The sequence below is a fragment of the Shimia litoralis genome, from assembly GCF_005518135.1.
GTDB classification, from domain to species: domain Bacteria; phylum Pseudomonadota; class Alphaproteobacteria; order Rhodobacterales; family Rhodobacteraceae; genus Shimia_E; species Shimia_E litoralis.
Map to the genome: position 1 here is coordinate 1 of NZ_SULI01000032.1, position 23,220 is coordinate 23,220.

Below are 23,220 nucleotides of genomic sequence, written 5' to 3' on the forward strand. Positions count from 1 at the left end.
TCTTGTATCCATTCAATCGGGTTGGATACATCTTAGCACGCTGTCCGAATTTGCCGGACCACTTCACTCGTCATATCCTTCAAGGGCCATCATCTCATAAATGTAGCCAAGATTTTCAGGGTCTTGATCGGACTTTTTGAGAAGCTCACACAGCTTATCAAAATTGGGTATTTCTTGCTCAGACTTCATTCTAGCCCCTTCGTGACCACGACCCCGCCCAAAAGAACAATAGGTGAAACACCCAGCCTGTGTCTACGGGCATACATCCACAACACAAACCGCCGACAATGTGCTCTCCCAAAACTCTGCCAACACAGTGTTAGTAACACAGCACTAGCCAACACTGTGTTCAACACAGCGAATCCGCAGTCAAAATAGTCAGCAACACGGCAAAAAGTGTGTTTAAGGTGTGTTTTTGAATTACACAACTTTAGCGCGCATTGCGCTCGTCTAAGTCATTGACATCTCTGGTAAAAATGGTGCCCAGGGGCGGAATCGAACCACCGACACGAGGATTTTCAATCCACTGCTCTACCCCTGAGCTACCCGGGCACCGGAGAACGATAAGTCGTTCGGGTTTGGGCGTTTTATGCGAGGGTGGGGGGGCTGTCTAGGGCGATTCAGAAAAAAAGCGATACTTTTTTATCTTCCTCCGGCGAAAGAGAGGTAAAGAGCCAAATCGGCAATCTTATGTTGTAATTTTTTGTTGATTAAAGGCGGCAGGTTTGCGCGTTTCGTGTCGTCTGGATCAGGGCTGCGGCCGAATAGGCAGAACCTGAAATCACCCGGCTTCTAATGACATGGTTTGGTATGGCAGCAAGAAGGGGCGCCCAATCGAGCGCCCCTTCGTTAGAAAATAGTGTCAGTTGCCGGCCCGATTAGACTTTCAGGCTTGGGATGATCTGTTTCTTGCGGCTCATGATACCGGGAAGAACCACAAGGTCTCCGGTCACGGTTGCGCCAAAGGACTTTTCAGCAACGGTTTTTACCAGATCATTCGGGACGAGCAGGGTGGCTTCTTCGTTCAAAATGTCGATGACAAACAAAAGGACCTGATCGGCGCCATCTTCGGCTGCGACATCCACCATCGAGGCCATCAGGCTGTCTTTGCGGTCAAGAACGGTCGACGGTGCTGTTGTTTCCAGAACAGAGACGCGGAAGCCTTTGCCATCCACGGTGTATTCCTTGGAGTCCATACGTAGCAGTTCCGCATCTGAAAATGACGACACATCAGATTTTGCAGCAAACATCTCGCTAGCATAGTCGCTGACATTCACACCAAGCTCGGCTGCCAGTTTTTCAGCGACGGCTTTGTCGTGATCTGTGGTTGTCGGAGACCGATATTCCAGTGTGTCCGACAGAATACACGTCAGCATGGCACCTTTGACGGCGTCGGGCATCTTGTCCATGTCATCGCCAATCAAATCGTGCATGATTGTCGCGGTGCAGGCCACCGGACGGATCGTAATGTCGATGGGCCCCTTGGTTTCAAGGCCGCCTACAAGCTTGTGGTGGTCGATGATCGCCTGAACGTCAGCGCCATTGATATTGGCAGGCAGCTCGGCGGGGTTGTTCGTGTCAACGATCACCACGGCGGCATCATCTTCGACATCTGTGATGATGGCTGGTTTGTCGAGGCTCCAGCGTTCGAGCATGAACAATGCTTCAGTGTTTGGTTCACCCAATAGTTTGGGTTCAGCGGCGATGCCTTTTACGTCGCTCAGATACCAAGCCCAGATAATTGGTGAGCCGGTCGAGTCTGTGTCAGGTGATTTGTGGCCAAAAACTTGGATAGTCATAGGGTCGGATCCTTGCATGCGAAATAGGCGAATTTGCGCGTTTTATAAGGTGTGGTTGCGCGCTTGTCACGACCACAGGCGTGCCTGCGACGAGGAGTCTGTGTCTGATTGTCGAAGTGTTGCTGCGTTGCAGCATTGAGGCGGGGCGTCCGTGTCAATCAGCTATTGCCGGTTTGGGGATCGGCAGGCGTGTTATGGTGAACCCCTGTTGCTTCAGCCCCGACAGGATGCCCGCGTCTCCTGGGAGATGCAGAGCACCTACGGCAACCAAGCTGGGTGTGGCTGACAGGGCAGGAGACAGTTTTTCCAACCAGAGTGTATTGCGATGGACAACCAGAGCCTGGTGCATCTCTTCAAGGGTTGTTGTCACATATTCGGCATTCTCCGGCCCAGCTAGTTCGTACGCGTTGAACGCTGCATATTCCCACGCGAGCTGTGTTTCTTCTGCAAAATAGTGCGCGATGACACTTTCGATGCCTGCGCTCTCGGATATGCCCAAAGACAGGGATTGTTGAAATTGTTCAACTTGCCGGTCAATTGGGTCGGACGCCAGAATTTCAAGCAAGGTTTCAGTTGTGTCGAGGGAACTTGTCGTGATGTCTCGATCGAACACCTGTTGTTCTATGCGCCGATCCAAACCATGCCGCCCCTTGCGTTTTTCCTCGAGCATGCAAGGCGGGACGGACAGCACCAACCCCAGAAACCATGGCTGGTACCGCGCGGCCATAAATCCGGGCATGCCCATGTCGTTGAGACGGACAAGAAGGCGTTGCCAGTGTGTCTCGCCAAGCCGATCCACCAAGCTGGGCCCAGTTGTAATCAGATAGGTCTCGGGATGGCGTGTCAGATGCCCCATAAAGGCGACTTCGTCCTTGGCGGTCATTTCCAAAAACAGATGGTCAATGTCACGTAAATGTGGGTCCAACGCTTGCATCACTTTGTGCAGACGCGGGTCCGAGACATGCATGGTGCCCACGATATAAGACGTGACGCCGTTTTTCTCCGCTTGCCACAAGATGCCGTTGGCATAGGGCACCTGATTTGAGATGTGGCGCAGTTCTGCTTGGGTGTTTTGTGGGAGAGCATCAAACGGCGATGGGCCACTGCAAGAGGCAAACGCGGGGAACGCATATACCATGGCTGTCAGCATCACAAAGATCTGTCGCATCATTTTTCCCTGAAACAAACAATTCAGCATCAAATTAGCAGGGCGCTTGTTGGGCACAAGGTCGAACCGGTGTCTGCCTGATCAGGCAAGCTGTTGTCGCGCGCGGTGTGGGGTTTCGCCGACGGTTCAGAACTGGTTAGAGTTCACATATGGCAAATCTGCGCGAAACTGAACTGTATCCGCCGGTGAAGAACTGGCTAGAGACCTTGGGCTATGAGGTGAAGTCCGAGGTTGGGTCGGCAGATGTTGTGGCTGTGCGCGATACCGAAGACCCCATCATTGTAGAGCTCAAGGTGGGGTTTTCACTGACCCTGCTTCAACAGGCTGTCGCGCGTCAGGCGATCTCGGACTTGGTATATGTGGCCGTGCCACGATGGTCTGGAAAATCTGGATGGCGCACATTCAAGGGTAATGTGGGGCTGTGCAAACGGTTGGGGGTTGGCGTGTTGTCGGTGCGTGTGTCGGATGGTCATGTCCAAGCACATTGCGATCCTGCGGAATTTCGACCACGCAAAAGCAAGGCCCGCAAAGGGGCGTTGCTAAAGGAGTTCGCGCGCCGCACGGGAGACCCAAATTTGGGAGGGACGCGCGGCAAGATCACGACGGCCTATAAGCAAGAGGTGCTTCGCTGTGCGCAATATCTCGCAGATAATGGGCCGAGCAAAGGGGCGGATGTCGCGAAGGCAGTTGACGTTTCCACGGCGACACGCATGATGCGAGACAATCACGCAGGATGGTTTGTTGCCGTGTCGCGCGGGGTTTACGCGCTTAGCGAGGTCGGGCAGGCGGCTGTGCAAGAGGGTCAAGAGGCGTGACGGGGCGCAGATTGCGTTCTAAGGTTGTGGAGTAGTCAGGGAAGCAGGGTATGACACACCTAAAATCGTTCCTAAATCATTTGTATACAGCACATACGCCCGCAGCGGTACGCTTTCGCTATGCTCTTATCGTTTTTGATCTATTTACGATCAGCTACTTCATTGCGATTACACCATTCCCCAAGACCGACACGACACAGACGATCACAACCTGCATATCCTTGCTGATCTTGTTTGATTTTGTGGCACGATTTTGGATTGCCGAAGATCGTAAACAGCACGCACTTCGGGTGTATGTTTGGGCGGATGCCGTGGTTCTGGCCGCATTGTTCCTGGACCCTATCACGGGGGTGGATCTGTCATTCTTACGTATCTTAAGGGGGCTGCGGCTTGGCCATTCACATCATCTGCTGCAGGATTTACGCGCAGCCAGCAGCGTGTTTCGGCGTCGCGAAGAAACGATTGTCGCCGCAGTAAACTTGTTCGTGTTTGTGTTTGTCACATCGTCTGGCGTTTATACGTTCTTTGGTAAAATCGGGTCGGGTGTCTCGGGGTATATTGATGCAATTTATTTCACAGTGACGACGTTGACGACAACCGGATACGGCGATCTGACGCCGACGACGCCTGCTGGAAAATTGGTCTCTGTTGTCATCATGGTGGTAGGGGTGGCGCTGTTTGTGCATTTGGCGCGCAGCATTGTTATGCCGCTTAAGGTACGCCTGACGTGCCAGGCGTGCGGGCTAAATCGTCATGATGCAGATGCGGTGCGCTGCAAGCATTGTGGAGAGGTGATTCACATTAAAAATGCTGGCGATCGCTAGCTGACAATCGGCATGATGGCGTCTCTTCATTGAACTGTTACTAGAAAATTTGTGCGCTCCTGTTGACTCAGTGAAAAACACTGCCTAGCTATTCGTCGTTAGCACTCGAGTGAGTTGAGTGATAGTGGCTTCGCAAGAGCGGAGTTTGGGAGAAACTTTGAGTAAGGAAGTCTCGAAGATGGCATTTACACCGCTGCACGATCGTGTGCTTGTTCGCCGCGTTGAAAGCGATGAGAAAACCGCTGGCGGATTGATCATCCCCGAAAGCGCAAAAGAAAAACCAGCAGAAGGTCAGGTTGTATCCGTAGGCGCAGGCCTGCGTGACGACGATGGTGATCGCATTGCTCTGGACGTTACAGCAGGCGACAAAGTTCTGTTTGGCAAATGGTCTGGCACAGAAATCACCGTCGACGGTGAAGAGCTGCTGATCATGAAAGAATCCGACATCATGGGCATCATTGCCTAATCGTCGCCTTCACAACTAAGTATTACTAGGAGCAATCATAATGGCTGCTAAGGACGTAAAGTTCGACACCGATGCCCGCAACAAAATGCTGGCTGGCGTAAATATTCTTGCTGACGCTGTCAAAGTGACCTTGGGCCCAAAAGGCCGTAATGTCATTCTGGACAAATCCTTTGGCGCACCGCGCATCACCAAAGACGGTGTATCGGTTGCCAAAGAAATCGAGCTGGAAGACAAGTTCGAAAACATGGGCGCGCAGATGGTCAAAGAAGTGGCATCGCGCACAAATGACGAAGCTGGCGACGGTACAACAACCGCAACAGTTCTGGCACAAGCCATCGTCAAAGAAGGCCTCAAGCAGGTTGCTGCTGGCCTGAACCCAATGGACCTGAAGCGCGGCATCGACTTGGCAACTGCCAAAGTTGTTGAAGGCATCAAGGGCATGGCTCGCGAAGTAAAAGACAGCGCAGAAGTTGCCCAAGTTGGTACAATTTCCGCCAATGGCGAGTCTGAAATCGGTCAACAAATCGCTGACGCGATGCAAAAAGTTGGCAACGAAGGCGTTATCACTGTTGAAGAGAACAAGGGTCTGGAAACAGAAACCACTGTTGTTGAAGGCATGCAGTTCGACCGTGGCTACCTGTCACCGTACTTTGTGACCAACGCTGACAAGATGATCGCAGAGCTTGATGACTGCATGATCTTGCTACACGAGAAGAAACTGTCTTCTTTGCAAGCTATGGTTCCGTTGCTCGAGCAAGTGATCCAGTCGCAAAAGCCGCTTCTGATCATCGCAGAAGATGTTGAAGGCGAAGCACTGGCAACTTTGGTTGTGAACAAATTGCGCGGCGGTCTGAAAATCGCAGCAGTCAAAGCACCTGGTTTCGGCGATCGCCGCAAAGCCATGTTGCAAGACCTTGCAATTCTGACAGGCGGTCAAGTGATCTCTGAAGATCTTGGCATGAAGCTTGAAAGCGTCACCATGGACATGCTGGGCACTGCCAAGCGTGTAGACATCACCAAAGACGAAACAACTGTTGTTGATGGTGCTGGTGAAAAAGCAGAGATCGCTGCACGTGTTGCACAAATCCGCGCTCAGATCGAAGAAACATCTTCTGACTATGACCGTGAGAAGCTGCAAGAGCGCGTTGCCAAACTGGCAGGCGGTGTTGCTGTTATCCGTGTTGGCGGCATGACCGAAGTTGAAGTCAAAGAGCGCAAAGATCGCGTTGACGATGCACTGAACGCGACCCGCGCAGCGGTTCAAGAAGGTGTGATCGTTGGTGGTGGTGTTGCTCTGGTTCAGGCCGGTAAAGCGCTGGAAAATCTGGAAGGTGCAAACTCTGACCAGAACGCCGGTATCGTGATCGTGCGTAAAGCCATCGAAGCGCCTCTGCGTCAGATCGCTGAAAACGCTGGTGTTGACGGTGCGGTTGTTGCGGGCAAAGTGCGCGAAAGCACCGAAAGCTCGTTCGGCTTCAACGCTCAGACCGAAGAATATGGCGACATGTTCTCGTTCGGCGTGATCGATCCTGCCAAAGTTGCTCGTACAGCTCTGGAAGATGCTGCCTCTGTTGCTGGTCTTCTGATCACAACCGAAGCCATGGTTGCCGACAAACCTTCCAAAGAAGGCGCAGGCGGCGGCATGCCAGACATGGGCGGCATGGGCGGCATGGGCGGCATGATGTAATCACGGCGAATTCCTTAGGGAGTTCTGCTGTCCCGGATATGTATGATCGCGAGATCATTTCAGAACCGGGGTCTGCCTTACTGCTAAAATTTTTAGGGTCGCCTTTGGGCGGCCCTTTTTCGTTCGTCCCGTTATCGATTGCCTGCTGATCTCTGGGCATGTCACAAAGCTGTGCGCGATATTGCGCCCGTGCGATGCGCGTGCGACCAAGTTGCATGCGATTGTTCCTCTTCACTGCTTTGACCATGGCTGCTTTTGCGGCCAACTCTGTCCTGAACCGCATGGCGCTGGTGCAGGGCGACATGACGCCGGTTGCATTTGGTACCGTGCGCCTGATGTCGGGCGCGATGATCCTGACGGTGCTTGTGGCATGGCAGAAACGCGGCTTTGCCTTTGGTGGGGTGACGCGCATCTTGGGTGTCATTGCATTAATATTGTATATTTTTGGCTTTTCTATCGCTTACGAAGCCTTGGATCCGGGCATGGGGGCGCTGATCTTATTTGCGGTTGTCCAAATCACGATGTTTGGGGGTGCGGTGATATCCCACGAAGTCATGCCCAAACAAAGATGGCTTGGGGCTGGGTTGGCTCTGGCGGGCTTGGCGTGGCTTTTATGGCCGACGGGCGCGGTGGAAACGTCTTGGCTTCATGTCGGGTTAATGGTGCTCGCGGGGATTGGATGGGGTGTCTATTCCCTATTAGGGCGAAAAGCGGCGGATGCGCTTCAGGCGACGGCGATGAATTTCGTCGGGGCCAGCATTGTGGCTGCAGTTTTCCTTGTCTTTGTTGATGTCGGCGCTGGGCTGTCTCTGCAAGGGGTGGCGTTGGCGGTGGTCTCCGGCGCGCTCATGTCGGGCCTCGGGTATGCGCTTTGGTACCAGATTTTGCCAGAACTCGGCGCGTCGCGGGCAGCCGTTGCCCAACTTAGCGTGCCGATTATTGCTTTGGCAGGTGGTGCCGTGTTTCTTGGCGAAGCCGTCACCATGCGGTTTGTTGTGGCAGCCATCTTGGTGATCGTGGGGGTCTGCGTGTCCTTGTGGCGTCAGTGATCACAGAGCATGATCATATCATCGTGGAAACTGAATTTCTTGTTTGCTGTCAGGTGTACACGGAGTAGGGTCGACATATGATAATCCGTGCTTTTGATCCCGCAGAAACTGCTGACGTCGACGGGCTTTTGCAATCCGCGTTTGGCCAACCTGACGAAGCAGAGTTGGTCGGGGCGCTTCGGGCCGATGGCCACATCGCGCTAGAGCTGGTTGCGGACCATAAGAAAAAGGTTGTGGGATATGTTGCGCTTTCGCGCATGCAGGCCCCGTCGGGATGGTTGGCGATGGCCCCCGTGTGCACGGCCAAGAAGATGCGCAATCAGGGGATTGCAAGCGCGTTGTGCCAGATGGCATTGCAATACGCGAATGCACCCGTGGTTGTTTTGGGTGAGCCCAAGTTTTATACGCATGCTGGATTTGATTTTAAGCGTGCCGCGCGGCTGACGTCTCCGTTTCCGATCGAATTCACGGGGCTATACGCGCCCGAGATTGAGGCACATCAGCCAGCCGAGGCACTGGTTTACGCCGCGCCGTTCATGGGATGAGACGTGCTTGGTCTGCCCTTTCGTCTTGAGGTCAGAGGCACTATGACAAAATCATGAAATATGCCGCACTTCTTCTCATGGCTTGGCCTTTGCCTGCCGCCGCTGATTGTGTCGTGCTGCTGCACGGGTTGGCGCGCTCCGAGAGTTCCTTTGTCCTTATGGAAGCGGCCTTGCGCAAAGAAGGATATGAGGTTGTCCGCCCAGGCTATGAGTCGACCAAAGATACCATTGAGGGGTTGGCCGAAAACACATTGCCAGATGCGATTGCGCAATGTGGGGATCAGACGGTTCATTTTGTGACCCACTCGATGGGAGGCATTTTACTGCGGTTGTGGATGACCCAGCACACGCCGGAAAATTTGGGCCGTACCGTGATGTTGGGCCCACCCAATCAGGGGACAGAGTTGGTCGATGTGATGGCCCAGCTTGCGCCCTTTGAGTGGTTGAATGGTCCTGCGGGGCTTGAGTTGGGCACTGATGGTTTGCCCAGCCATCTGCCCGAAGTGACATTTGATCTTGGGGTGATTGCCGGAAACCGGTCATTGAATCCGTTTTATTCAGCAATGATTACGGGGGCCGACGATGGAAAAGTGTCGGTGGAGTCAACCAAGGTGAATGGCATGGCAGATCACTTGGTTTTGCCAGTCACCCACACATTCATGATGAACAGTCCGCATGTCATGACCGAGACGCTGTATTTTCTAGAGCATGGACAGTTTCACGGGCATATGTCGGTGAACGAAGTCCTCTTTGGGGAGGATACATGGCGAGATGACTGAGGTGAGCATTGTGGTCATTCGTCGTTCAGCCAAAACAGCATGGGCTGCGCCGCGAACGGCGCATGCCCGAGGTCATAAGGCCACACCGCTCGATGAAAGGTGCGGTGGCTGCTAGCAGGTTAGGTGCTTGCGGGTTTGATCCGGTTGACGTGCCCCATTTTGCGCCCTTCTTTGATTTCCTCTTTGCCGTAAAGATGAAGAGCGTTGTTGGACTCGCGTAGGATTTGGGGAACATGATTGATGTCTTGCCCGATCAGGTTTTCCATCACCACGTCCGTATGGCGTTGACCGTCGCCCAAAGGCCAGCCGACAATTGCCCGAATATGCTGTTCGAACTGGTCTACCGCACAGCCGTTTTGTGTCCAGTGGCCGGAATTATGCACTCGTGGCGCGATTTCGTTGACGATCAGGCCTTGTGATGTGACGAAAAGCTCGACCCCCATCACGCCGACATACTCAAGCTCGTTAAGAATTCGAGCGGCGAGCAAAACAGCATCCATGCGCTGTCCGGCGGTCAGCGTCGCGGGCACGGTTGTGGTGTGCAAAATACCGTCACGATGCACATTTTCACCGGGATCAAAGCAAGCAACGTCGCCCGTGAGGCCGCGGGCCGCTATGACAGATACTTCGTGGGTGAAGTCCACAAACCCTTCAAGCAGGGCAGGTGCACCCGCCATATCGGCGATGGCTTGTGGGATGTCGTCGGGGGTTTGCAGGCGTGCCTGGCCTTTGCCGTCATAGCCGAACCGGCGGGTCTTGAGAATGGCAGGGGCACCAACTTGGTCGACGGCCGCGGTCAAGTCATCTTGCGTCTGTACGGCTGCATAAGGTGCTGTTTTCAAACCCAGTTCTTGAAGAAAACTCTTTTCGGTAAGGCGGTCTTGAGACACGCGAAGGGCCTCGCGGCCAGGGCGAATTGGTCGGTGTGCTTCCAGAATATCAAGCGCGCTTGTCGGGATGTTTTCGAATTCATAGGTAATGACGTCGACGCTGTTGGCGAATGCAATCAACGCATCCTCATCTTCGTACGACGCCGTCGTCAGTCGATACGCGACATGCTCTGCGGGTGGGGTCGCGCCGGGCTCATAAATATGGGTCTTAAAACCCAATCTTGCTGCGGCAACAGACAGCATGCGGCCAAGTTGACCGCCACCAAGAATACCAATTGTTGCGCCGGCTTTAAGCGGTTCAGTCATCTTGTGGTTCATCCGGAATTGAGGCCGACAAAGCGGCGCGCCACGCATCAAGGCGTTGGGCTAGGGCAGGGTCTTGCAGGGCCAATATGCCAGCAGCCATCAAACCAGCATTTGATGCGCCTGCGCCACCAATCGCCATCGTTGCAACGGGAAAGCCCTTGGGCATTTGCACAATTGAATACAAACTGTCGACACCCGAGAGCGCACGTGTTTGAACCGGAACACCGACAACCGGTACGCGGGTTTTCGAGGCCATCATACCGGGCAAATGTGCGGCGCCACCGGCACCTGCAATGATCACTTGAAGACCGCGATCTGCGGCTGTTTTTCCATAATCCCAAAGCCGATCAGGCGTGCGATGCGCCGAGACAATTTTGGCTTCGTAGGCAATGCCCAATTCATCCAGAATGTCTGCTGCCAATTTCATGGTTGGCCAGTCGGATTGACTGCCCATGATGATTCCGACTTTGATTTCCGACATGATCAGCCTCTTGATTAAAGAGCGCGCACTATAGCCGGATTGGCTTCTTAAGCAATGATGTCTGGCGTAAGGCGGTCCTCGATTATCGAGATCATGTCCTTTAGCCGCAGTTTTTGCTTTTTGAGCCGTTGAATCGTGAGCTGATCGGCAGTTGCACGCTCTGCCAAGGCATGAATCGCCTCGTCCAAGTCACGATGTTCCTGTTTGAAAACCTCGAGTTCAACGCGCAATACGTCATCGGTTTTCATCGACAGATCACGAGGGGCGTTCATGGGGAAATTCCTGCTTGGTCTTCTCGTCCAAGTATAACGGTTTTAGACGCTTGTGCAAAGCCCTTGCAGTCTGGCGCCGGCTTTCCCATATTCATACAGATTGGTTGCCAAAATGGGACCATAAATGACTGACTGTCGCTTAGACTAAGGACGTGTCGATGACGAAAATGACTTTGGGCTCTTATCCGCATATGCTGGGTTTTGAGCAACTTGAACGGCTTTTGGAACGTACCGCGAAAACGGGAAACGAAGGCTATCCCCCTTTTAATATTGAACAAACGTCGGATTCTTCGTACCGGATTACACTTGCTGTGGCAGGGTTCGCAGAGAACGATCTTGGGATTACCGTTGAGGATCGCCAGTTGGTGATCCGTGGACGGCAGGCCGATGACAGTGCGGATCGTGTGTTCTTGCATCGGGGAATCGCCGCGCGTCAATTTCAGCGGTCGTTTGTATTGGCGGATGGTGTCGAAGTCGGCGAAGCCGTGATCGAGAATGGGCTGCTGCACGTTGATTTATCTCGGTCGCGACCTGAAACGGTGGTGCAGACAATCCAGATCAAGAAAGGGTAAATGATGTTTGATGCGTATGAGTTTGATCAGGACCAAGACAACCGTATTGTGTATGTCCGCAAAGTCTCGGTAAGTGATTTGCCAGAAGACGTTCAGGACCAAGCCGAAGGCGCAGAGGAACTGTATGCTGTGCACGCAGCGGATGGCGAGCGTCTGGCGTTGGTGAAAGAGCGCAAACTTGCATTCATTCTGGCCCGACAAAATGACTTTTCGCCAGTGACAGTGCATTAAGCAGCGTCAAACGTGCGCTCTGGCAACATGCCGATCATGTTTGGCGTGATGTGCAACACAAGTAGACTGGCCGCCCTTTGGCCCAGAAACTGAAATCAAGGACCGTGTTATGGCAGATACATCTGGCGCCGTTGCAGTGCTGCCATATGGCAAGAAACTTGGGTATCGGCCGGGGCGCATACCACTCAGTGATCTAAATTGGCCACTTGGGCAGCCAGCGCGGCTTACGGGAAAGTTCCTGAAAGATCTGACGCAGGATGATCATTTGATCATGTACCCGGCAAGTACGGCGCATATTCGACCCAGCTTTGGCACACGTGCACGGGTCTCTATGATGGTCGTAGAGCCAGAAGCACTTCACGGACGACATCTTGAGAAACTCAAGCGGTCGCACCGTCGGTTTCACAAGGTCCTGTCCAGTAACGAGCCTTTTTTGAATGCCATTCCAAACGGAGTGTTCTTGCCATTTGGCACCACTTGGGTGCCTGAGTGGTCGGATTTGGATGTGACTAAAACGCGGAATGTGTCTTTGATCGCGTCGTCCAAAAGAGACCTGCAAGGGCACGTGTTGCGCCATGACATTGTGACGTGGGCACAGTCCGAAGGGCTCGCATTGGACGTGATGGGGCGCGGGTACGAGCCGTTTGACCGCAAAAGTGATGGTTTGGCACCTTACAGGTTTTCGGTTGTCATCGAAAATGTCCGTGAGCCAAATTACTTCACGGAAAAACTGATTGATGCGGTGCTGTGTGAAACCGTACCAATTTATTGGGGATGTCCAAATATCGAACGTTTCATGGATACGTCCGGCATGATCATTTGCGAAACCGCAGCGGATGTTGAGGCCGCAGTACGTGCGGCCAACGACGATGTCTTTCAGACACATGTACCAGCGCTGCGCGCGATCAAAGAGCGCGCGGCCCATTGGGCAAACCTGGAGGTGCGTGCAGCACAGGCCGTATTGGGGGCTTGATGCCTGCCCGGTCTTGAGGCGTTGATATCAGACGCAAAAAGCGCGGCCCAATGAGCCGCGCTTTGTATCGTGTTACATGGCTAATCAGGCTTTGATCAGGCCCATGGATTCCAGTTTCAGCAGGACCTGATGCGCACAGTTGTCGACTTCGACATTTTCTGTTTCGACGCTCAGTTCAGGGTTCTGTGGGACATCATAAGGGTCTGAAATACCCGTGAACTCTTTGATCTTGCCTTCGCGCGCCAGTTTATAGAGCCCTTTGCGGTCCCGACGTTCGCACTCTTCAATGGTGGTGGCGACGTGGATTTCAACAAAGGCACCGAATTGTTCCACATCTTCGCGCACGGCACGACGTGTCGTGGCATAGGGCGCAATAGGTGCACAGATTGCGATACCGCCATTTTTGGTAATTTCCGATGCGACATAGCCAATCCGGCGGATGTTCAAATCGCGGTGCTCTTTAGAGAACCCAAGCTCGGACGACAGGTTTTTCCGCACGATGTCGCCATCCAGCAATGTTACGGGGCGTCCACCCATTTCCATGAGTTTGACCATCAAGGCATTTGCGATTGTGGATTTCCCCGAGCCAGAGAAGCCAGTGAAAAACACGGTAAAGCCTTGCTGGCTGCGTGGTGGGCGTGTCCGGCGCAACTCTGTCACGACCTGCGGGAACGAGAACCACTCTGGAATTTCAAGACCCTCTGCCAGACGACGGCGCAGTTCGGTGCCAGAAATGTTCAGGATGGTGACGTCATCTTTGTCTGTGATCTCGTCGGCGGGTTCGTATTGGGCGCGCTCTTGCACATAGACCATGTGCTTAAAGTCGACCATTTCGATGCCCATTTCTTCCTGATGCTCGCGGAACAGGTCTTGGGCATCATATGGGCCATAAAAATCGTCACCGGCAGAGTTCTTGCCGGGGCCAGCATGATCGCGACCCACGATAAAGTGGGTGCATCCGTGGTTTTTGCGGATCAAGCCGTGCCACACAGCTTCGCGTGGTCCGGCCATGCGCATCGCAAGGTTCAACAGGCTCATGGATGTGGTCGAAGCCGGATATTGATCCAAAACGGCCTCATAGCACCGTACGCGGGTAAAGTGATCGACATCGCCCGGTTTGGTCATGCCGACAACCGGATGAATCAACAGGTTGGCTTGGGCTTCTTTTGCGGCGCGGAATGTCAGTTCCTGATGGGCGCGGTGCAGCGGGTTGCGGGTTTGAAAAGCAACCACTTTGCGCCAACCCAGTTTGCGGAAATAGGCCCGCATTTCGTTTGGTGTGTCGCGACGGGCGCGAAAGTCATAGTGCACCGGCTGTTGAATCCCGACAATTGGACCACCCAGATAAATCTTGCCGGCTTGGTTGTGCAGATAGTTCACGGCAGGGTGCGCATCATCATCAGCACCAAATACTTTTTCGGCCTCGTGGGATTTGTTCGGCTCCCAGCGGTCTGTCACAGTCATGGTCGCCAGAATGACGCCTTCTTGGTCGCGCAATGCGATGTCCTGACCAAGCTCCAGAGATTGTGCAAACTCTTCGGACACATCCAACGTGATGGGCATTGGCCACAGCGTGCCGTCTGCCAAGCGCATCGTGTCAACGACGCTGTTATAGTCTTCTTCTGTCAAGAAACCCTTGAGCGGGTTAAAGCCACCATTCATCAACAATTCAATGTCGCAAATCTGGCGCGGGCTAAGGTCGTGGCTCGTCAGATCAGCAGCCTCAATCTTGAGCTTCTGAGCAGATTCGTAAGACACAAACAATTCGGGGATCGGGGCAAGGTTTGGGGTATACATAAAGGCTTCTCGATAACAGGTGTGAACGGGGCGCATACTGCGTTTGAACGCGCTCTAGCCCCCTAATTGGGCGCAATTCAAGCGTTAGAAGGGCGAAAGTTGGAATTTCGGTTAAATATGGCACAGGAATGCCGGAATAGCGAAAAATATTCCCCAATACCCTATTGAGGTAGGTAATAATTTGCGGGCCTCCTACAGAAAGACCCGCAAAAAGATCAATCGTCCATTTCGGCAAGGAAGCGTTCAGCATCCAACGCGGCCATGCAGCCCATGCCCGCGGATGTGACCGCTTGGCGATAGACGTGGTCAGTCAAGTCGCCTGCGGCAAACACTCCCGGGATCGACGTTTGGGTCGTTCCTGGCGTTGTGCTGACGTACCCGCCAGAATGGGTCTCTAACACATCTTTGACCAATTCGTTGGCCGGAGAATGGCCGATAGCCACGAATACACCTGCACAAGGGATTTCCGAGATTTCATCGGTTTGGACGTTGCGCACTTTGACGCCTGTGACCCCCAAGGGGTTTTCGTCGCCCAAAACTTCTTCAAGCTGGTGGAACCAAAGCGGTTCGATTTTTGGGTTTTTCATCAATCGGTTTTGCAGGATTTTTTCCGCCCGCAATTCATCACGGCGATGGATCAACGTCACCTTGGAGGCAAAGTTGGTGAGAAACAGCGCTTCTTCGACAGCGGTATTGCCGCCACCAATCACAACAATTTCCTGGCCGCGATAAAAGAATCCGTCGCATGTGGCACAGGCCGATACGCCGAATCCCTTGAATTTGTCTTCTGATGGCAGGCCCAACCATTTGGCGCGCGCGCCCGTGGCCAGAATGACCGAGTCAGCCGTATAGATCGTGCCGCTGTCTCCGGTCGCCTTAAACGGACGCTTGGACAGGTCCAAATCGGTGATGATGTCGCCAATAATCTCACAGCCCATCGCCTGAGCGTGCTCTTGCATTTTGATCATCAGATCAGGGCCCTGAACTTCGGTAAAGCCGGGATAGTTTTCGACTTCGGTGGTGGTGGTCAGCTGTCCGCCCGGTTCAATGCCTTGTACAAGGATGGGTTCAAGCATGGCGCGACTTGCGTAAACGCCAGCCGTATATCCCGCAGGACCAGATCCGATGATCAGAACCTTTGTGTGTTTCGTGTCTGCCATGGGGCACCTTTTCCTAAATCAATCTGTCAACTAGGGCATATAGCCTTGGTGCGCCCATAGGAAAAGCCCAAGCCACATCACATTCCGACGACGTCCAGACGGCATCAATGCGAAAACTTGCAAACAGCGACCCTTGATGGCGAAATATTATTGCGCGTGTCTGGGGTGGTGTTATAAGAACCGCAAATCTCAACATGGAAGAATTCGGCATGTCCGGTACGCGTCTCGACTCGATTGATCGCAAAATTTTGGCGGAACTTCAGGCGGATGGTCGGATGACCAACGTGGAACTGGCGAAACGTGTGGGGATTTCTGCACCTCCGTGTTTGCGACGTGTACGCACACTTGAGGACGCTGGATATATCCGCGGCTATCATGCCGAAGTGGATGCCCGCGAGCTTGGTTTCGAGGTCCAGGTTTTCGCGATGGTCGGGCTGCAAAGCCAAGCCGAATCTGATCTGAGCACGTTTGAAGAGCGCTGCAGAGGTTGGTCATTGGTGCGCGAGTGTCACATGTTGAACGGCGAGGTCGATTTCATTCTGAAGTGTGTCGCGCCTGATTTGTCGACTTTTCAGACTTTTCTGACGCAGGATTTGCTTAAGGCGGATAATGTGGCCAGCGTCAAAACCAGCCTTGTGATCCGAGGCGCCAAGGATGAACCGGGTGTTCCGTTCGATATCTTGGAAAACCGCCTGACACGCGACGCTTAGGCGATCTGCCGAAAGTTTCCAGAACTTTGATTCAAAACTGACAGGGCACGCCCTGCCTGAAGCGTGCCAACTGCACGTGTGTGTGCGTTGAGGTAGAATGCAACAATGCCGCGCCAGATATCTCTGGTGCGGCATTGTTTGCTTGGTCTGGAAAACCGAGTCGTCTTAAGCTGATTTCTTCAACAAAAAGCCGCCATTTCGTTTTGCGATAAAGGCTTGGCGGCGTGCGCCACGGGCCCATGGCATAACTGGAGCTTCAGATTGTGCTGTGGCAACGATTGATTTGATGAAACGCTGTTTGCTTGTCATGGTCTTTACTCCTTTTGTGTTCTCGTTCTGGAACACTCTGTTTCCTGCTTGACCCTAATCTCGCCTTCAATTGGGGCAGAGGTTGGGCAAAAAAGGTCAGATTTTAGGAAAATACCAAAGTCATTCTAAGGCAGCTCTTGTTTGACTACAGCCGAATCGTCGAAATAAGCCTGCCATAGTCGGCTTCTTTGTTGTGGGTGCTGCGGCGGTACGAAAAGAAACGATCTGGATCAGAATAGGTGCAATGGCGTGTCCACTCTGCTGATCCGACACCCGCGCGCCGCAAACGATGTAGCCCGTACGAGGGCAGGTCAAACATCATCCGATCGCCAACCCCGCCCGAGAAAAAGCGGGTATTCTCTGTGTCACCTTGCACGAAATCATCCAGAAACTCTGGTCCGACTTCATACGCCGATGGGCCAATACATGGGCCAATCACTGCGGCAATGTTGCCGCGCGTAGCACCAAGAGCTTCCATAGCCTCGATGGTGGCTTCTAGAACACCGTCCAAAGCTCCGCGCCATCCGGCGTGCGCGGCGCCGACCACACCTGCGCGGGCATCGGCGAACAAGACCGGCTGACAGTCTGCGGTGAGAATGGACAACACCACACCGGGTGTGGATGTGACCATCGCATCCGCCTTGATGGCGGGCGTCTCAAGCGGCAACCCCACAGTGAGCACGTCGGGGGAATGCACTTGATGGACCGCCGCGAGATTGTGCACGGGAATTTGCATCGCATCCGCGACGCGTGCGCGGTTGATTCTCACGACGTCGGACTGATCGGAACTGCCTGTTCCACAGTTCAATCCGCTAAAAATACCCGAAGAGGCCCCGCCTTTGCGGGTGAAAAACCCGTGACGTACCGGCGCAAGCGAGTCAGCTGTCAATATTTCAAGCGTCATTGTCACATCCTGCAGGTAGGGGCGCTCCATGTGGAAACAGCGCCAGAACTTTGAACAGGTTTCCCATTTCCTGCGGGTGCGTCAAGCGCCGATGTGCGGCAATATGGCTTTGCAGTGGATCTCCGGTCCAGTGCGATGCCAAGCTTTGAGCGCGTGCGGTGATGCCCAGACGCTCGAGAAAAATACCTTGGGGGGTGACGCGGCTATAGGCGCTGGGCGTGGCGAGAATGAGTGCTTCAAAATCAACATGTGCCGTCAGGTCCGCCGTGCCCGGGGCATCCAGAGGATCAACGGATTTATGTGCCTTCAACGCCTGAAGTGTATCTCCTAAAGAGCGCCAGTCCCCATAATCAATAAACACAGCCAGACCGCCGCGCTCTTCAAGCCGTTGTCCGACATGTGCCACAAAGGTCGTTGCTGCAGGGCATATTTCGACTAGGTCGCCGGGCTTTGTGTCTTCGAGGCGGTGTTCCAGCGCAGGTTGAACGCCAGCGGGGCCTTGGCCAAACACAAGCACATCATCTTGAACGCCGACTTGGCGCTCGGTCCATCCTGTTTCAACGCGCAGGAATTGGCGGATCGGAAGCGCATCAAGGAATTCGTTGGCCACGAGGAATATTGGAAGATCAGGCAACGTATCCAGCGTATCATGCCAAACGGGGGTATCCCCCAGCAGGGCACGCTGTTTGTCGCGCAATACAGGTGACGCCTCGATGAGGTGAACTGTCAGCGCGGCATGAAATCCGGGCACAGCTTTGGTCGCGCGCAAGATGTCGGCCATCAAGGTGCCGCGGCCTGGACCGGCTTCGACCAATGCAAAGGGTGTCGGCGCACCCTGGTCGAGCCAGCTTTGGGCCAGCGACAGGCCAATCATTTCGCCAAACATCTGGCTGATCTCTGGCGCGGTCGTAAAATCACCAGCAGACCCCAGAGGATCGCGCGTCGCATAATATCCGTGCTGTGGATTCAACAACGCCTCGGTCATGAACTCGGCTATGTTCAGGGGGCCTTGGTGGTGAATGCGCGCAATCAGGTCGCGTGTGAGATCAGTCATTCTTTTGTGCTCGCGAAATAAGCCACACGCCACCGATGATCATAGGTAGGGATAACAATTGCCCCATTGTGAACCCGTACCCACCCAATTCTAGTGCCAGACCGAGGGGATTGTCATAGGTCACAAATTGCGCATCCGGCTGGCGTGCAAATTCTACAATGAATCGCGCTGCGCCATATCCCGCAAAAAATGTACCCGCCAGTCGCCCGGGCCACTTGAGAGCCCCGCGCCGCCACGCCATCCAGATCAACACAGCGCCCAGAACCACACCTTCCAATAAAGCCTCATAAAGCTGTGAAGGATGACGCGCGCACAGGGTCTCGGCGATTTGACCGCAATCCTGCGCGGCAAATCCGGGGAACGCGACACCCCAAGGCAGATCCGTGGGGCGGCCCCAAAGTTCGGCGTTGATAAAGTTTGCAAGGCGGCCCAGCAACAGACCGGGTGGGATCCCCAGCGCAAGCGCATCCGAGAGCGACAGCTTGAGCAGGCCTTCTTTGCGCGAGAAAAGCCATGCGGCCACGATCACCCCAAGCAACCCGCCATGAAAGGCCATGCCGCCTTGCCATACCATTGGAATTTCGAGGGGATGCGCAAGGTAATATGCGGGTTTGTAAAATAGCACATACCCAAGGCGCCCCCCCAAGATGACGCCCAGAATAACCCACGTCAAAAGGTCTTCGCATTGGCGTACGGTCATGGGGGCGCCACGGCGTCCCCACAATGCGGGTGTTTTCAGCGCAGTGACCACCAGCCTCCAGCCAAGAAGAATGCCAACGATATAGGCCAAAGCGTACCATCTAAGGGCAAACTCGAAACCAAACAGGCTTATCGAGAAAATCTCGGGCGATATTTCGGGGAAGGGGATCAGTGCACGCATGGCCATGTCTTGCCTCTGCACAATAGGGGAAGTCAACCATTGTGAATGCTGCGATTGCACCCCATATAGGGATCAAATCAATTGGCGGAGATACACATGCAAACCCGTAACAAAATGATGGACGATATTTCGCAGCTCATGACCAACGCCATGGGTGTTGCACAAGGTGCCAAAGACGAAGCGGAAAACGGGGTCAAAGCCTTGATGGATCGCTGGCTTGCTGATCGTGATTTTGTCACCCGTGAAGAATTTGATGCTGTGCGCGCGATGGCCCAAAAAGCGCGCGAAGAAAACGAAGCTTTGAAAGCGCGTCTTGACGCTTTGGAAAAGTCGTAACTCTCTTTCCAAAGCATTGGGGCGGACATCGCTATCGTTCGCCCAAGACTGTGAATATGCTTCTTTTTGGTAGTAGACGCGCCATTCTTGGCGCGCTAGTTTTCTCGCGAAACCAATGGCAGGCTGGCGGCTAGATCACATGGCCAACACATTCACTACCAAGGGGCTTACAAAAACCTATGGAGAAGGCGCTGCAGCGGTGCACGCCTTGCGTGGGGTTGATCTTGAAATTCCCAAAGGCGAAATTGTTGTGCTTTTGGGCCCCTCAGGGTCAGGCAAGTCGACGCTTCTGAATATCATTGGCGGGCTGGATCGGGCGACCTCTGGCCAGGCGTTGTTTGAAGATCAGGATTTGACCGCGATGTCGGATCGCGATTTGACGCTGTATCGGCGCGATCATGTGGGGTTTGTTTTCCAGTTCTATAACTTGATGCCATCGTTGACTGCGCGCGAAAACGTCGAACTTGTGACTGAAATTGCAGATGATCCCATGGATGTGGCCACAGCTTTGTCGATGGTCGGGCTGGGTGATCGGATGGACCATTTTCCGGCCCAAATGTCGGGTGGAGAACAACAGCGCGTGGCCATTGCGCGCGCGATTGCCAAGAATCCGAACGTGTTGTTCTGCGATGAGCCAACAGGTGCGCTCGACAGCAAAACAGGGCGTGCCGTGCTGCATGTGCTCAATGATGTGAACGCCAAGCTGGGGGCTACGGTCTTGATCGTGACCCATGCTGCGGCGACGGCGGGTATGGCACATCGGGTGATCCATTTCGCTGATGGCGCGATACGAAGCGTCAAAACCAATGCGCATCGCCTAAGCCCGGACGAGATCGCGTGGTAGAGCATGACGGCACTTGATCACAAGCTGATGCGGGATCTTTGGCGGATCAAAGGTCAAGCTGGCGCAATCGCAGCTGTCGTTGCTGTTGGGGTCACATTGTTGGTTATGATGTCTGGCCTTTTGACATCGCTTGAAAACACCCGCGCCACATATTACCAGCAATACCGGCTTGCGGATATTTTTGCGCCCGTGACGCGCGCGCCGCTTCGAGAGCTTGAGACGCTCAAGGCCATCCCCGGAGTTGCCAGTGTCGAAGGCCGCCTTCAGGGAAGTGCGTTGATTGATATGCCCGGACAGCCGTTGCCTGTGCGGGCCGTCGCCGTGTCTTTGCCGCCGTACCGTGCCCCCAACTTGAATGATCTATATCTGACGCAAGGGCGGCTGTTGCGGCCGGGGCGGACCGAAGAAGTTGTTGTGCTCAAAAGCTTTGCCAATGCGCATGATCTTGAATTGGGCGATGAGATTTCCGCGACCATGTATGGTGCTCGCCGCAGCTTTGTCATTGTGGGTTTTGCGCAGTCGCCAGAGTTTTTGTTTACAGTCGCGCCGGGGGAATACGTACCAGATGACGCGCGATTTGCAGCGATCTGGATGAATCTTGATGCCATGGCAGCAGCGTATGACCTTGACGGGGCCTTTAACGAAGCCTTGATTTCGCTTGAACGCGGAGCCCAGCCTCAGGCGGTGATTGACGCGGTTGATGCGGTTCTGAACCGCTATGGCGGGCAGGGGGCCTATGCGCGCAAAGACCATATGTCCGACCGTTTTGTGAGCGAGGAAATCGGTGGCTTGCGCGCGACGTCTGTGGCGGTACCGCCAATCTTTATGGGCGTAGCGGCGTTCCTGCTGTATATTGTCATCACCCGCATGGTGCAGTCGGAACGCGAACAAATCGGCTTGATCAAGGCTTTTGGGTATTCCGATGTCGAGGTGGGGCTGCACTATTTTAAGATGGTGGTGTTCATCGCGGTGGTCGGGGCCGGGTTCGGATGCGTGTTTGGCATATGGGCGGGACGGGCCATGGCTGGTGTGTATCAGTCGGTCTATCACTTTCCATTCCTTGTGTTCGGCGTTGATCCGACAAGCTTTGTCGTTGGCGTGGCGGTGTCGGTGGTTTCGGCCTCGACTGGCGGCATCTTTGTGTTGAGACGTGTGTTTGCATTGACGCCCGCCGTGGCGATGCGCCCCCCTGCTCCAACCGATTTTTCGCGTACCGGCGCATTGAACGACCGCCTAAAAGGGTGGCTGGATCAACCCAGCCGCATGGTGTTGCGGCGCATCTTTCGCAATCCGGGGCGGGTGTTCGGGGCGGTGATTGGGATTGCCGTGGGGATGGGGCTGTCCTCTGCACAGATGTCGGTGATGTCTGGGTTTGACGATACGCTGGATTTGACATTTGGTGTGATTGATCGCTCGGATGTCGCCGTGACGTTCTTTGAACCCATGTCACAAGATACAGTATTTGCGCTCAAGCATCAGCCGGGCGTGATCGAGGTGGAACCGATCCGCGCCGTGGGGGCGGTGTTGCGCAATGGATTGAATTCGTATCGTGGATCGGTGACCGGACTTGTCGAAAATGCGCGCCTGAACCGTGCTGTGCACAAAGACATGAGCGATATCGCAATGCCGGAAACGGGCATTGTCTTGGCAAAATCTCTGGCGGACATTCTTGGCATCGGTCCGGGGGATGTTCTGCAGGTCGAGGTGCTGGAGGGACGGCGTCCAATACTCCAAGTGCCAGTGGCATCAATTGCCGAGACGCTGTTGGGGGCGCCGGCGTTCATGCGCATGGAAACCCTAAATGCGTTGATGCGCGAGCAAGGACGTGTGTCAGGGGCCTATATGCGCATCGACAGCGACGCGTTTCCTGACTTGATCGACCAGCTTAAGGATATGCCCAGTGTAGGCGGTGTCACGCGCCGCGAAGACGCGCGTGCCGCCATGCAAAAACTGATGGATAGTGGGGCTGGGGCCATGCGCTATGTCATGGCGGCAATTGCGGGCATCATTACATTTGGCATTGTATATAACACCGCGCGCATTGCCTTTGGCGAACAATCTCGGGATCTGGCCAGCTTGCGTGTGATCGGATTTACACTTGGGGAAACGGCCTTTGTCTTGTTGGGAGAGCTTGCGATTGTTGTGCTGTTGGCGCTTCCATTGGGGGTTGGGATCGGGTTCTATTTGTCGACGCTGATTGCCGCTGGCTTTAGCACCGATCTCTACCAAATCCCGACGGCGTTTCGTCCCGAAGCTTTTGGCATGGCCGGAGCGGCTGTCATCGTCGCATCGGTGTTGTCGGGGTGGCTGGTGAAACGTGATATTGACAGGGTTGATCTGGTCGCAACCTTGAAAACGAGGGAATAGAG

26 protein-coding genes and 1 tRNA gene are annotated in these 23,220 nt (G+C 54.2%); 14 read left to right on the forward strand and 13 right to left on the reverse strand.

All coding sequences use genetic code 11. From position 1 onward, the window contains the following. Positions 1 to 63 precede the first annotated feature (63 nt). From FAP39_RS17945 to FAP39_RS16120, 4 genes are all read right to left on the reverse strand, one after another. Positions 64 to 189 carry a hypothetical protein gene (locus FAP39_RS17945; RefSeq protein ID WP_281280273.1) on the reverse strand — a complete coding sequence of 42 codons (126 nt, stop codon included), beginning with the start codon at positions 187 to 189 and terminating at the stop codon, positions 64 to 66. A gap of 288 nt (positions 190 to 477) precedes the next feature. Next, positions 478 to 552, reverse strand: a tRNA-Phe gene (locus FAP39_RS16110). 326 nt (positions 553 to 878) lie between these two features. Next, the gene (locus tag FAP39_RS16115) at positions 879 to 1,799 is read right to left on the reverse strand and encodes a manganese-dependent inorganic pyrophosphatase (RefSeq protein ID WP_138017411.1); all 921 of its coding nucleotides are present in this window, start codon (positions 1,797 to 1,799) and stop codon (positions 879 to 881) included. 154 nt (positions 1,800 to 1,953) lie between these two features. Further along, positions 1,954 to 2,967: a TraB/GumN family protein gene (locus tag FAP39_RS16120; RefSeq protein ID WP_171006895.1), complete on the reverse strand. Its 1,014-nt coding sequence runs from the start codon at positions 2,965 to 2,967 to the stop codon at positions 1,954 to 1,956. A 149-nt stretch (positions 2,968 to 3,116) separates the two neighbouring features. Between FAP39_RS16120 and FAP39_RS16125 the strand changes: the two genes are divergently transcribed. The 7 genes from FAP39_RS16125 to FAP39_RS16155 all read left to right on the forward strand — a co-directional run bounded on the left by FAP39_RS16125 (position 3,117) and on the right by FAP39_RS16155 (position 9,132). Continuing rightward, the gene (locus FAP39_RS16125; RefSeq protein ID WP_171006896.1) at positions 3,117 to 3,782 is read left to right on the forward strand and encodes a DUF2161 domain-containing phosphodiesterase; all 666 of its coding nucleotides are present in this window, start codon (positions 3,117 to 3,119) and stop codon (positions 3,780 to 3,782) included. 50 nt (positions 3,783 to 3,832) lie between these two features. Further along, positions 3,833 to 4,606 carry an ion channel gene (locus FAP39_RS16130; RefSeq protein WP_138017413.1) on the forward strand — a complete coding sequence of 258 codons (774 nt, stop codon included), beginning with the start codon at positions 3,833 to 3,835 and terminating at the stop codon, positions 4,604 to 4,606. A gap of 178 nt (positions 4,607 to 4,784) precedes the next feature. After that, positions 4,785 to 5,072, forward strand: coding sequence for a co-chaperone GroES (locus FAP39_RS16135; protein ID WP_138017414.1), 288 nt, complete (start codon positions 4,785 to 4,787; stop codon positions 5,070 to 5,072). A gap of 40 nt (positions 5,073 to 5,112) precedes the next feature. Further along, entirely contained in the window at positions 5,113 to 6,759 is a 1,647-nt protein-coding gene (groL, locus tag FAP39_RS16140) for a chaperonin GroEL (protein ID WP_138017415.1), read from the forward strand. Between the two features lie 215 nt (positions 6,760 to 6,974). Next, positions 6,975 to 7,808, forward strand: a complete 834-nt coding sequence (locus FAP39_RS16145; RefSeq protein ID WP_138017416.1) for a DMT family transporter — start codon at positions 6,975 to 6,977, stop codon at positions 7,806 to 7,808. A 77-nt stretch (positions 7,809 to 7,885) separates the two neighbouring features. Further along, positions 7,886 to 8,353, forward strand: coding sequence for a GNAT family N-acetyltransferase (locus tag FAP39_RS16150; protein ID WP_138017417.1), 468 nt, complete (start codon positions 7,886 to 7,888; stop codon positions 8,351 to 8,353). 53 nt (positions 8,354 to 8,406) lie between these two features. Then, positions 8,407 to 9,132, forward strand: coding sequence for an esterase/lipase family protein (locus tag FAP39_RS16155; RefSeq protein ID WP_138017418.1), 726 nt, complete (start codon positions 8,407 to 8,409; stop codon positions 9,130 to 9,132). A gap of 119 nt (positions 9,133 to 9,251) precedes the next feature. On the opposite strand, the gene FAP39_RS16160 is transcribed toward FAP39_RS16155, so the two are convergent. Genes FAP39_RS16160 through FAP39_RS16170 form a run of 3 tightly spaced genes read right to left on the reverse strand, consistent with a single transcriptional unit; the run spans position 9,252 to position 11,081 of the window. After that, entirely contained in the window at positions 9,252 to 10,328 is a 1,077-nt protein-coding gene (locus tag FAP39_RS16160; RefSeq protein WP_138017419.1) for a 5-(carboxyamino)imidazole ribonucleotide synthase, read from the reverse strand. Continuing rightward, positions 10,321 to 10,809 (reverse strand): 5-(carboxyamino)imidazole ribonucleotide mutase, encoded by a 489-nt coding sequence (gene purE / locus FAP39_RS16165; RefSeq protein ID WP_138017420.1) that lies wholly within the window; start codon positions 10,807 to 10,809, stop codon positions 10,321 to 10,323. The genes FAP39_RS16160 and purE overlap by 8 nt, the downstream gene beginning before the upstream one ends. 47 nt (positions 10,810 to 10,856) lie before the next feature. Beyond that, entirely contained in the window at positions 10,857 to 11,081 is a 225-nt protein-coding gene (locus FAP39_RS16170; RefSeq protein ID WP_138017421.1) for a YdcH family protein, read from the reverse strand. Positions 11,082 to 11,239: 158 nt separating this feature from the next. Between FAP39_RS16170 and FAP39_RS16175 the strand changes: the two genes are divergently transcribed. The 3 genes from FAP39_RS16175 (at position 11,240) to FAP39_RS16185 (ending at position 12,857) form a co-directional block, all read left to right on the forward strand. Next, positions 11,240 to 11,653 carry an Hsp20 family protein gene (locus FAP39_RS16175; protein WP_138017422.1) on the forward strand — a complete coding sequence of 138 codons (414 nt, stop codon included), beginning with the start codon at positions 11,240 to 11,242 and terminating at the stop codon, positions 11,651 to 11,653. Positions 11,654 to 11,656: 3 nt separating this feature from the next. Then, a complete protein-coding gene (locus tag FAP39_RS16180) occupies positions 11,657 to 11,884 on the forward strand; it encodes a DUF1150 family protein (protein WP_138017442.1) in 228 nt (75 codons plus the stop codon). Between the two features lie 109 nt (positions 11,885 to 11,993). Beyond that, positions 11,994 to 12,857, forward strand: coding sequence for a glycosyltransferase family 10 domain-containing protein (locus tag FAP39_RS16185; RefSeq protein WP_138017423.1), 864 nt, complete (start codon positions 11,994 to 11,996; stop codon positions 12,855 to 12,857). Positions 12,858 to 12,941: 84 nt separating this feature from the next. Here FAP39_RS16185 and FAP39_RS16190 read toward each other — a convergent pair whose 3' ends face one another. Continuing rightward, the gene (locus tag FAP39_RS16190) at positions 12,942 to 14,654 is read right to left on the reverse strand and encodes a bifunctional sulfate adenylyltransferase/adenylylsulfate kinase (RefSeq protein ID WP_138017424.1); all 1,713 of its coding nucleotides are present in this window, start codon (positions 14,652 to 14,654) and stop codon (positions 12,942 to 12,944) included. A 215-nt stretch (positions 14,655 to 14,869) separates the two neighbouring features. After that, complete coding sequence (gene trxB / locus FAP39_RS16195) at positions 14,870 to 15,814, reverse strand: thioredoxin-disulfide reductase (protein ID WP_138017425.1); 945 nt, start codon at positions 15,812 to 15,814, stop codon at positions 14,870 to 14,872. 209 nt (positions 15,815 to 16,023) lie between these two features. Here trxB and FAP39_RS16200 point away from each other — a divergent pair, with 209 nt between their 5' ends. Beyond that, entirely contained in the window at positions 16,024 to 16,524 is a 501-nt protein-coding gene (locus FAP39_RS16200; RefSeq protein WP_138017426.1) for an Lrp/AsnC family transcriptional regulator, read from the forward strand. A 165-nt stretch (positions 16,525 to 16,689) separates the two neighbouring features. Here the strand turns inward: FAP39_RS16200 and FAP39_RS16205 are convergent, their stop codons facing one another. From FAP39_RS16205 to lgt, 4 genes are all read right to left on the reverse strand, one after another. Beyond that, positions 16,690 to 16,869 (reverse strand): hypothetical protein, encoded by a 180-nt coding sequence (locus FAP39_RS16205; protein ID WP_138017427.1) that lies wholly within the window; start codon positions 16,867 to 16,869, stop codon positions 16,690 to 16,692. 109 nt (positions 16,870 to 16,978) lie between these two features. Further along, complete coding sequence (gene pgeF / locus FAP39_RS16210) at positions 16,979 to 17,737, reverse strand: peptidoglycan editing factor PgeF (protein WP_138017428.1); 759 nt, start codon at positions 17,735 to 17,737, stop codon at positions 16,979 to 16,981. Next, positions 17,727 to 18,791 carry a class I SAM-dependent methyltransferase gene (locus FAP39_RS16215; protein WP_138017429.1) on the reverse strand — a complete coding sequence of 355 codons (1,065 nt, stop codon included), beginning with the start codon at positions 18,789 to 18,791 and terminating at the stop codon, positions 17,727 to 17,729. Before FAP39_RS16215 ends, pgeF begins: the two co-directional genes overlap by 11 nt. Beyond that, positions 18,784 to 19,671, reverse strand: coding sequence for a prolipoprotein diacylglyceryl transferase (lgt, locus tag FAP39_RS16220; RefSeq protein ID WP_138017443.1), 888 nt, complete (start codon positions 19,669 to 19,671; stop codon positions 18,784 to 18,786). Before lgt ends, FAP39_RS16215 begins: the two co-directional genes overlap by 8 nt. 96 nt (positions 19,672 to 19,767) lie before the next feature. On the opposite strand from lgt, the gene FAP39_RS16225 reads away from it, so the two are divergent. The 3 genes from FAP39_RS16225 to FAP39_RS16235 all read left to right on the forward strand — a co-directional run bounded on the left by FAP39_RS16225 (position 19,768) and on the right by FAP39_RS16235 (position 23,218). Further along, positions 19,768 to 20,007 (forward strand): accessory factor UbiK family protein, encoded by a 240-nt coding sequence (locus FAP39_RS16225; protein WP_138017430.1) that lies wholly within the window; start codon positions 19,768 to 19,770, stop codon positions 20,005 to 20,007. 139 nt (positions 20,008 to 20,146) lie between these two features. Further along, positions 20,147 to 20,851 carry an ABC transporter ATP-binding protein gene (locus FAP39_RS16230; RefSeq protein WP_138017431.1) on the forward strand — a complete coding sequence of 235 codons (705 nt, stop codon included), beginning with the start codon at positions 20,147 to 20,149 and terminating at the stop codon, positions 20,849 to 20,851. A 3-nt stretch (positions 20,852 to 20,854) separates the two neighbouring features. Beyond that, the gene (locus FAP39_RS16235; protein ID WP_138017432.1) at positions 20,855 to 23,218 is read left to right on the forward strand and encodes an ABC transporter permease; all 2,364 of its coding nucleotides are present in this window, start codon (positions 20,855 to 20,857) and stop codon (positions 23,216 to 23,218) included. The last annotated feature ends 2 nt before the right edge of the window (positions 23,219 to 23,220 follow it).

Coding starts and splice junctions, on each gene's coding strand:
- groL (WP_138017415.1), top strand. CDS start 5,113: ATGGCTGCTAAGGACGTAAAGTTCGACACCGATGCCCGCAACAAAATG.
- FAP39_RS16200 (WP_138017426.1), top strand. CDS start 16,024: ATGTCCGGTACGCGTCTCGACTCGATTGATCGCAAAATTTTGGCGGAA.
- FAP39_RS16120 (WP_171006895.1), bottom strand. CDS start 2,967: ATGCGACAGATCTTTGTGATGCTGACAGCCATGGTATATGCGTTCCCC.
- FAP39_RS16170 (WP_138017421.1), bottom strand. CDS start 11,081: ATGAACGCCCCTCGTGATCTGTCGATGAAAACCGATGACGTATTGCGC.
- FAP39_RS16135 (WP_138017414.1), top strand. CDS start 4,785: ATGGCATTTACACCGCTGCACGATCGTGTGCTTGTTCGCCGCGTTGAA.
- FAP39_RS16235 (WP_138017432.1), top strand. CDS start 20,855: ATGACGGCACTTGATCACAAGCTGATGCGGGATCTTTGGCGGATCAAA.
- FAP39_RS16190 (WP_138017424.1), bottom strand. CDS start 14,654: ATGTATACCCCAAACCTTGCCCCGATCCCCGAATTGTTTGTGTCTTAC.
- purE (WP_138017420.1), bottom strand. CDS start 10,809: ATGTCGGAAATCAAAGTCGGAATCATCATGGGCAGTCAATCCGACTGG.
- FAP39_RS16185 (WP_138017423.1), top strand. CDS start 11,994: ATGGCAGATACATCTGGCGCCGTTGCAGTGCTGCCATATGGCAAGAAA.
- FAP39_RS16225 (WP_138017430.1), top strand. CDS start 19,768: ATGCAAACCCGTAACAAAATGATGGACGATATTTCGCAGCTCATGACC.
- FAP39_RS16155 (WP_138017418.1), top strand. CDS start 8,407: ATGAAATATGCCGCACTTCTTCTCATGGCTTGGCCTTTGCCTGCCGCC.
- lgt (WP_138017443.1), bottom strand. CDS start 19,671: ATGCGTGCACTGATCCCCTTCCCCGAAATATCGCCCGAGATTTTCTCG.
- FAP39_RS16145 (WP_138017416.1), top strand. CDS start 6,975: ATGCGATTGTTCCTCTTCACTGCTTTGACCATGGCTGCTTTTGCGGCC.
- FAP39_RS16175 (WP_138017422.1), top strand. CDS start 11,240: ATGACGAAAATGACTTTGGGCTCTTATCCGCATATGCTGGGTTTTGAG.
- FAP39_RS17945 (WP_281280273.1), bottom strand. CDS start 189: ATGAAGTCTGAGCAAGAAATACCCAATTTTGATAAGCTGTGTGAGCTT.
- FAP39_RS16150 (WP_138017417.1), top strand. CDS start 7,886: ATGATAATCCGTGCTTTTGATCCCGCAGAAACTGCTGACGTCGACGGG.
- trxB (WP_138017425.1), bottom strand. CDS start 15,814: ATGGCAGACACGAAACACACAAAGGTTCTGATCATCGGATCTGGTCCT.
- FAP39_RS16130 (WP_138017413.1), top strand. CDS start 3,833: ATGACACACCTAAAATCGTTCCTAAATCATTTGTATACAGCACATACG.
- pgeF (WP_138017428.1), bottom strand. CDS start 17,737: ATGACGCTTGAAATATTGACAGCTGACTCGCTTGCGCCGGTACGTCAC.
- FAP39_RS16215 (WP_138017429.1), bottom strand. CDS start 18,791: ATGACTGATCTCACACGCGACCTGATTGCGCGCATTCACCACCAAGGC.
- FAP39_RS16180 (WP_138017442.1), top strand. CDS start 11,657: ATGTTTGATGCGTATGAGTTTGATCAGGACCAAGACAACCGTATTGTG.
- FAP39_RS16115 (WP_138017411.1), bottom strand. CDS start 1,799: ATGACTATCCAAGTTTTTGGCCACAAATCACCTGACACAGACTCGACC.
- FAP39_RS16125 (WP_171006896.1), top strand. CDS start 3,117: ATGGCAAATCTGCGCGAAACTGAACTGTATCCGCCGGTGAAGAACTGG.
- FAP39_RS16230 (WP_138017431.1), top strand. CDS start 20,147: ATGGCCAACACATTCACTACCAAGGGGCTTACAAAAACCTATGGAGAA.
- FAP39_RS16160 (WP_138017419.1), bottom strand. CDS start 10,328: ATGACTGAACCGCTTAAAGCCGGCGCAACAATTGGTATTCTTGGTGGC.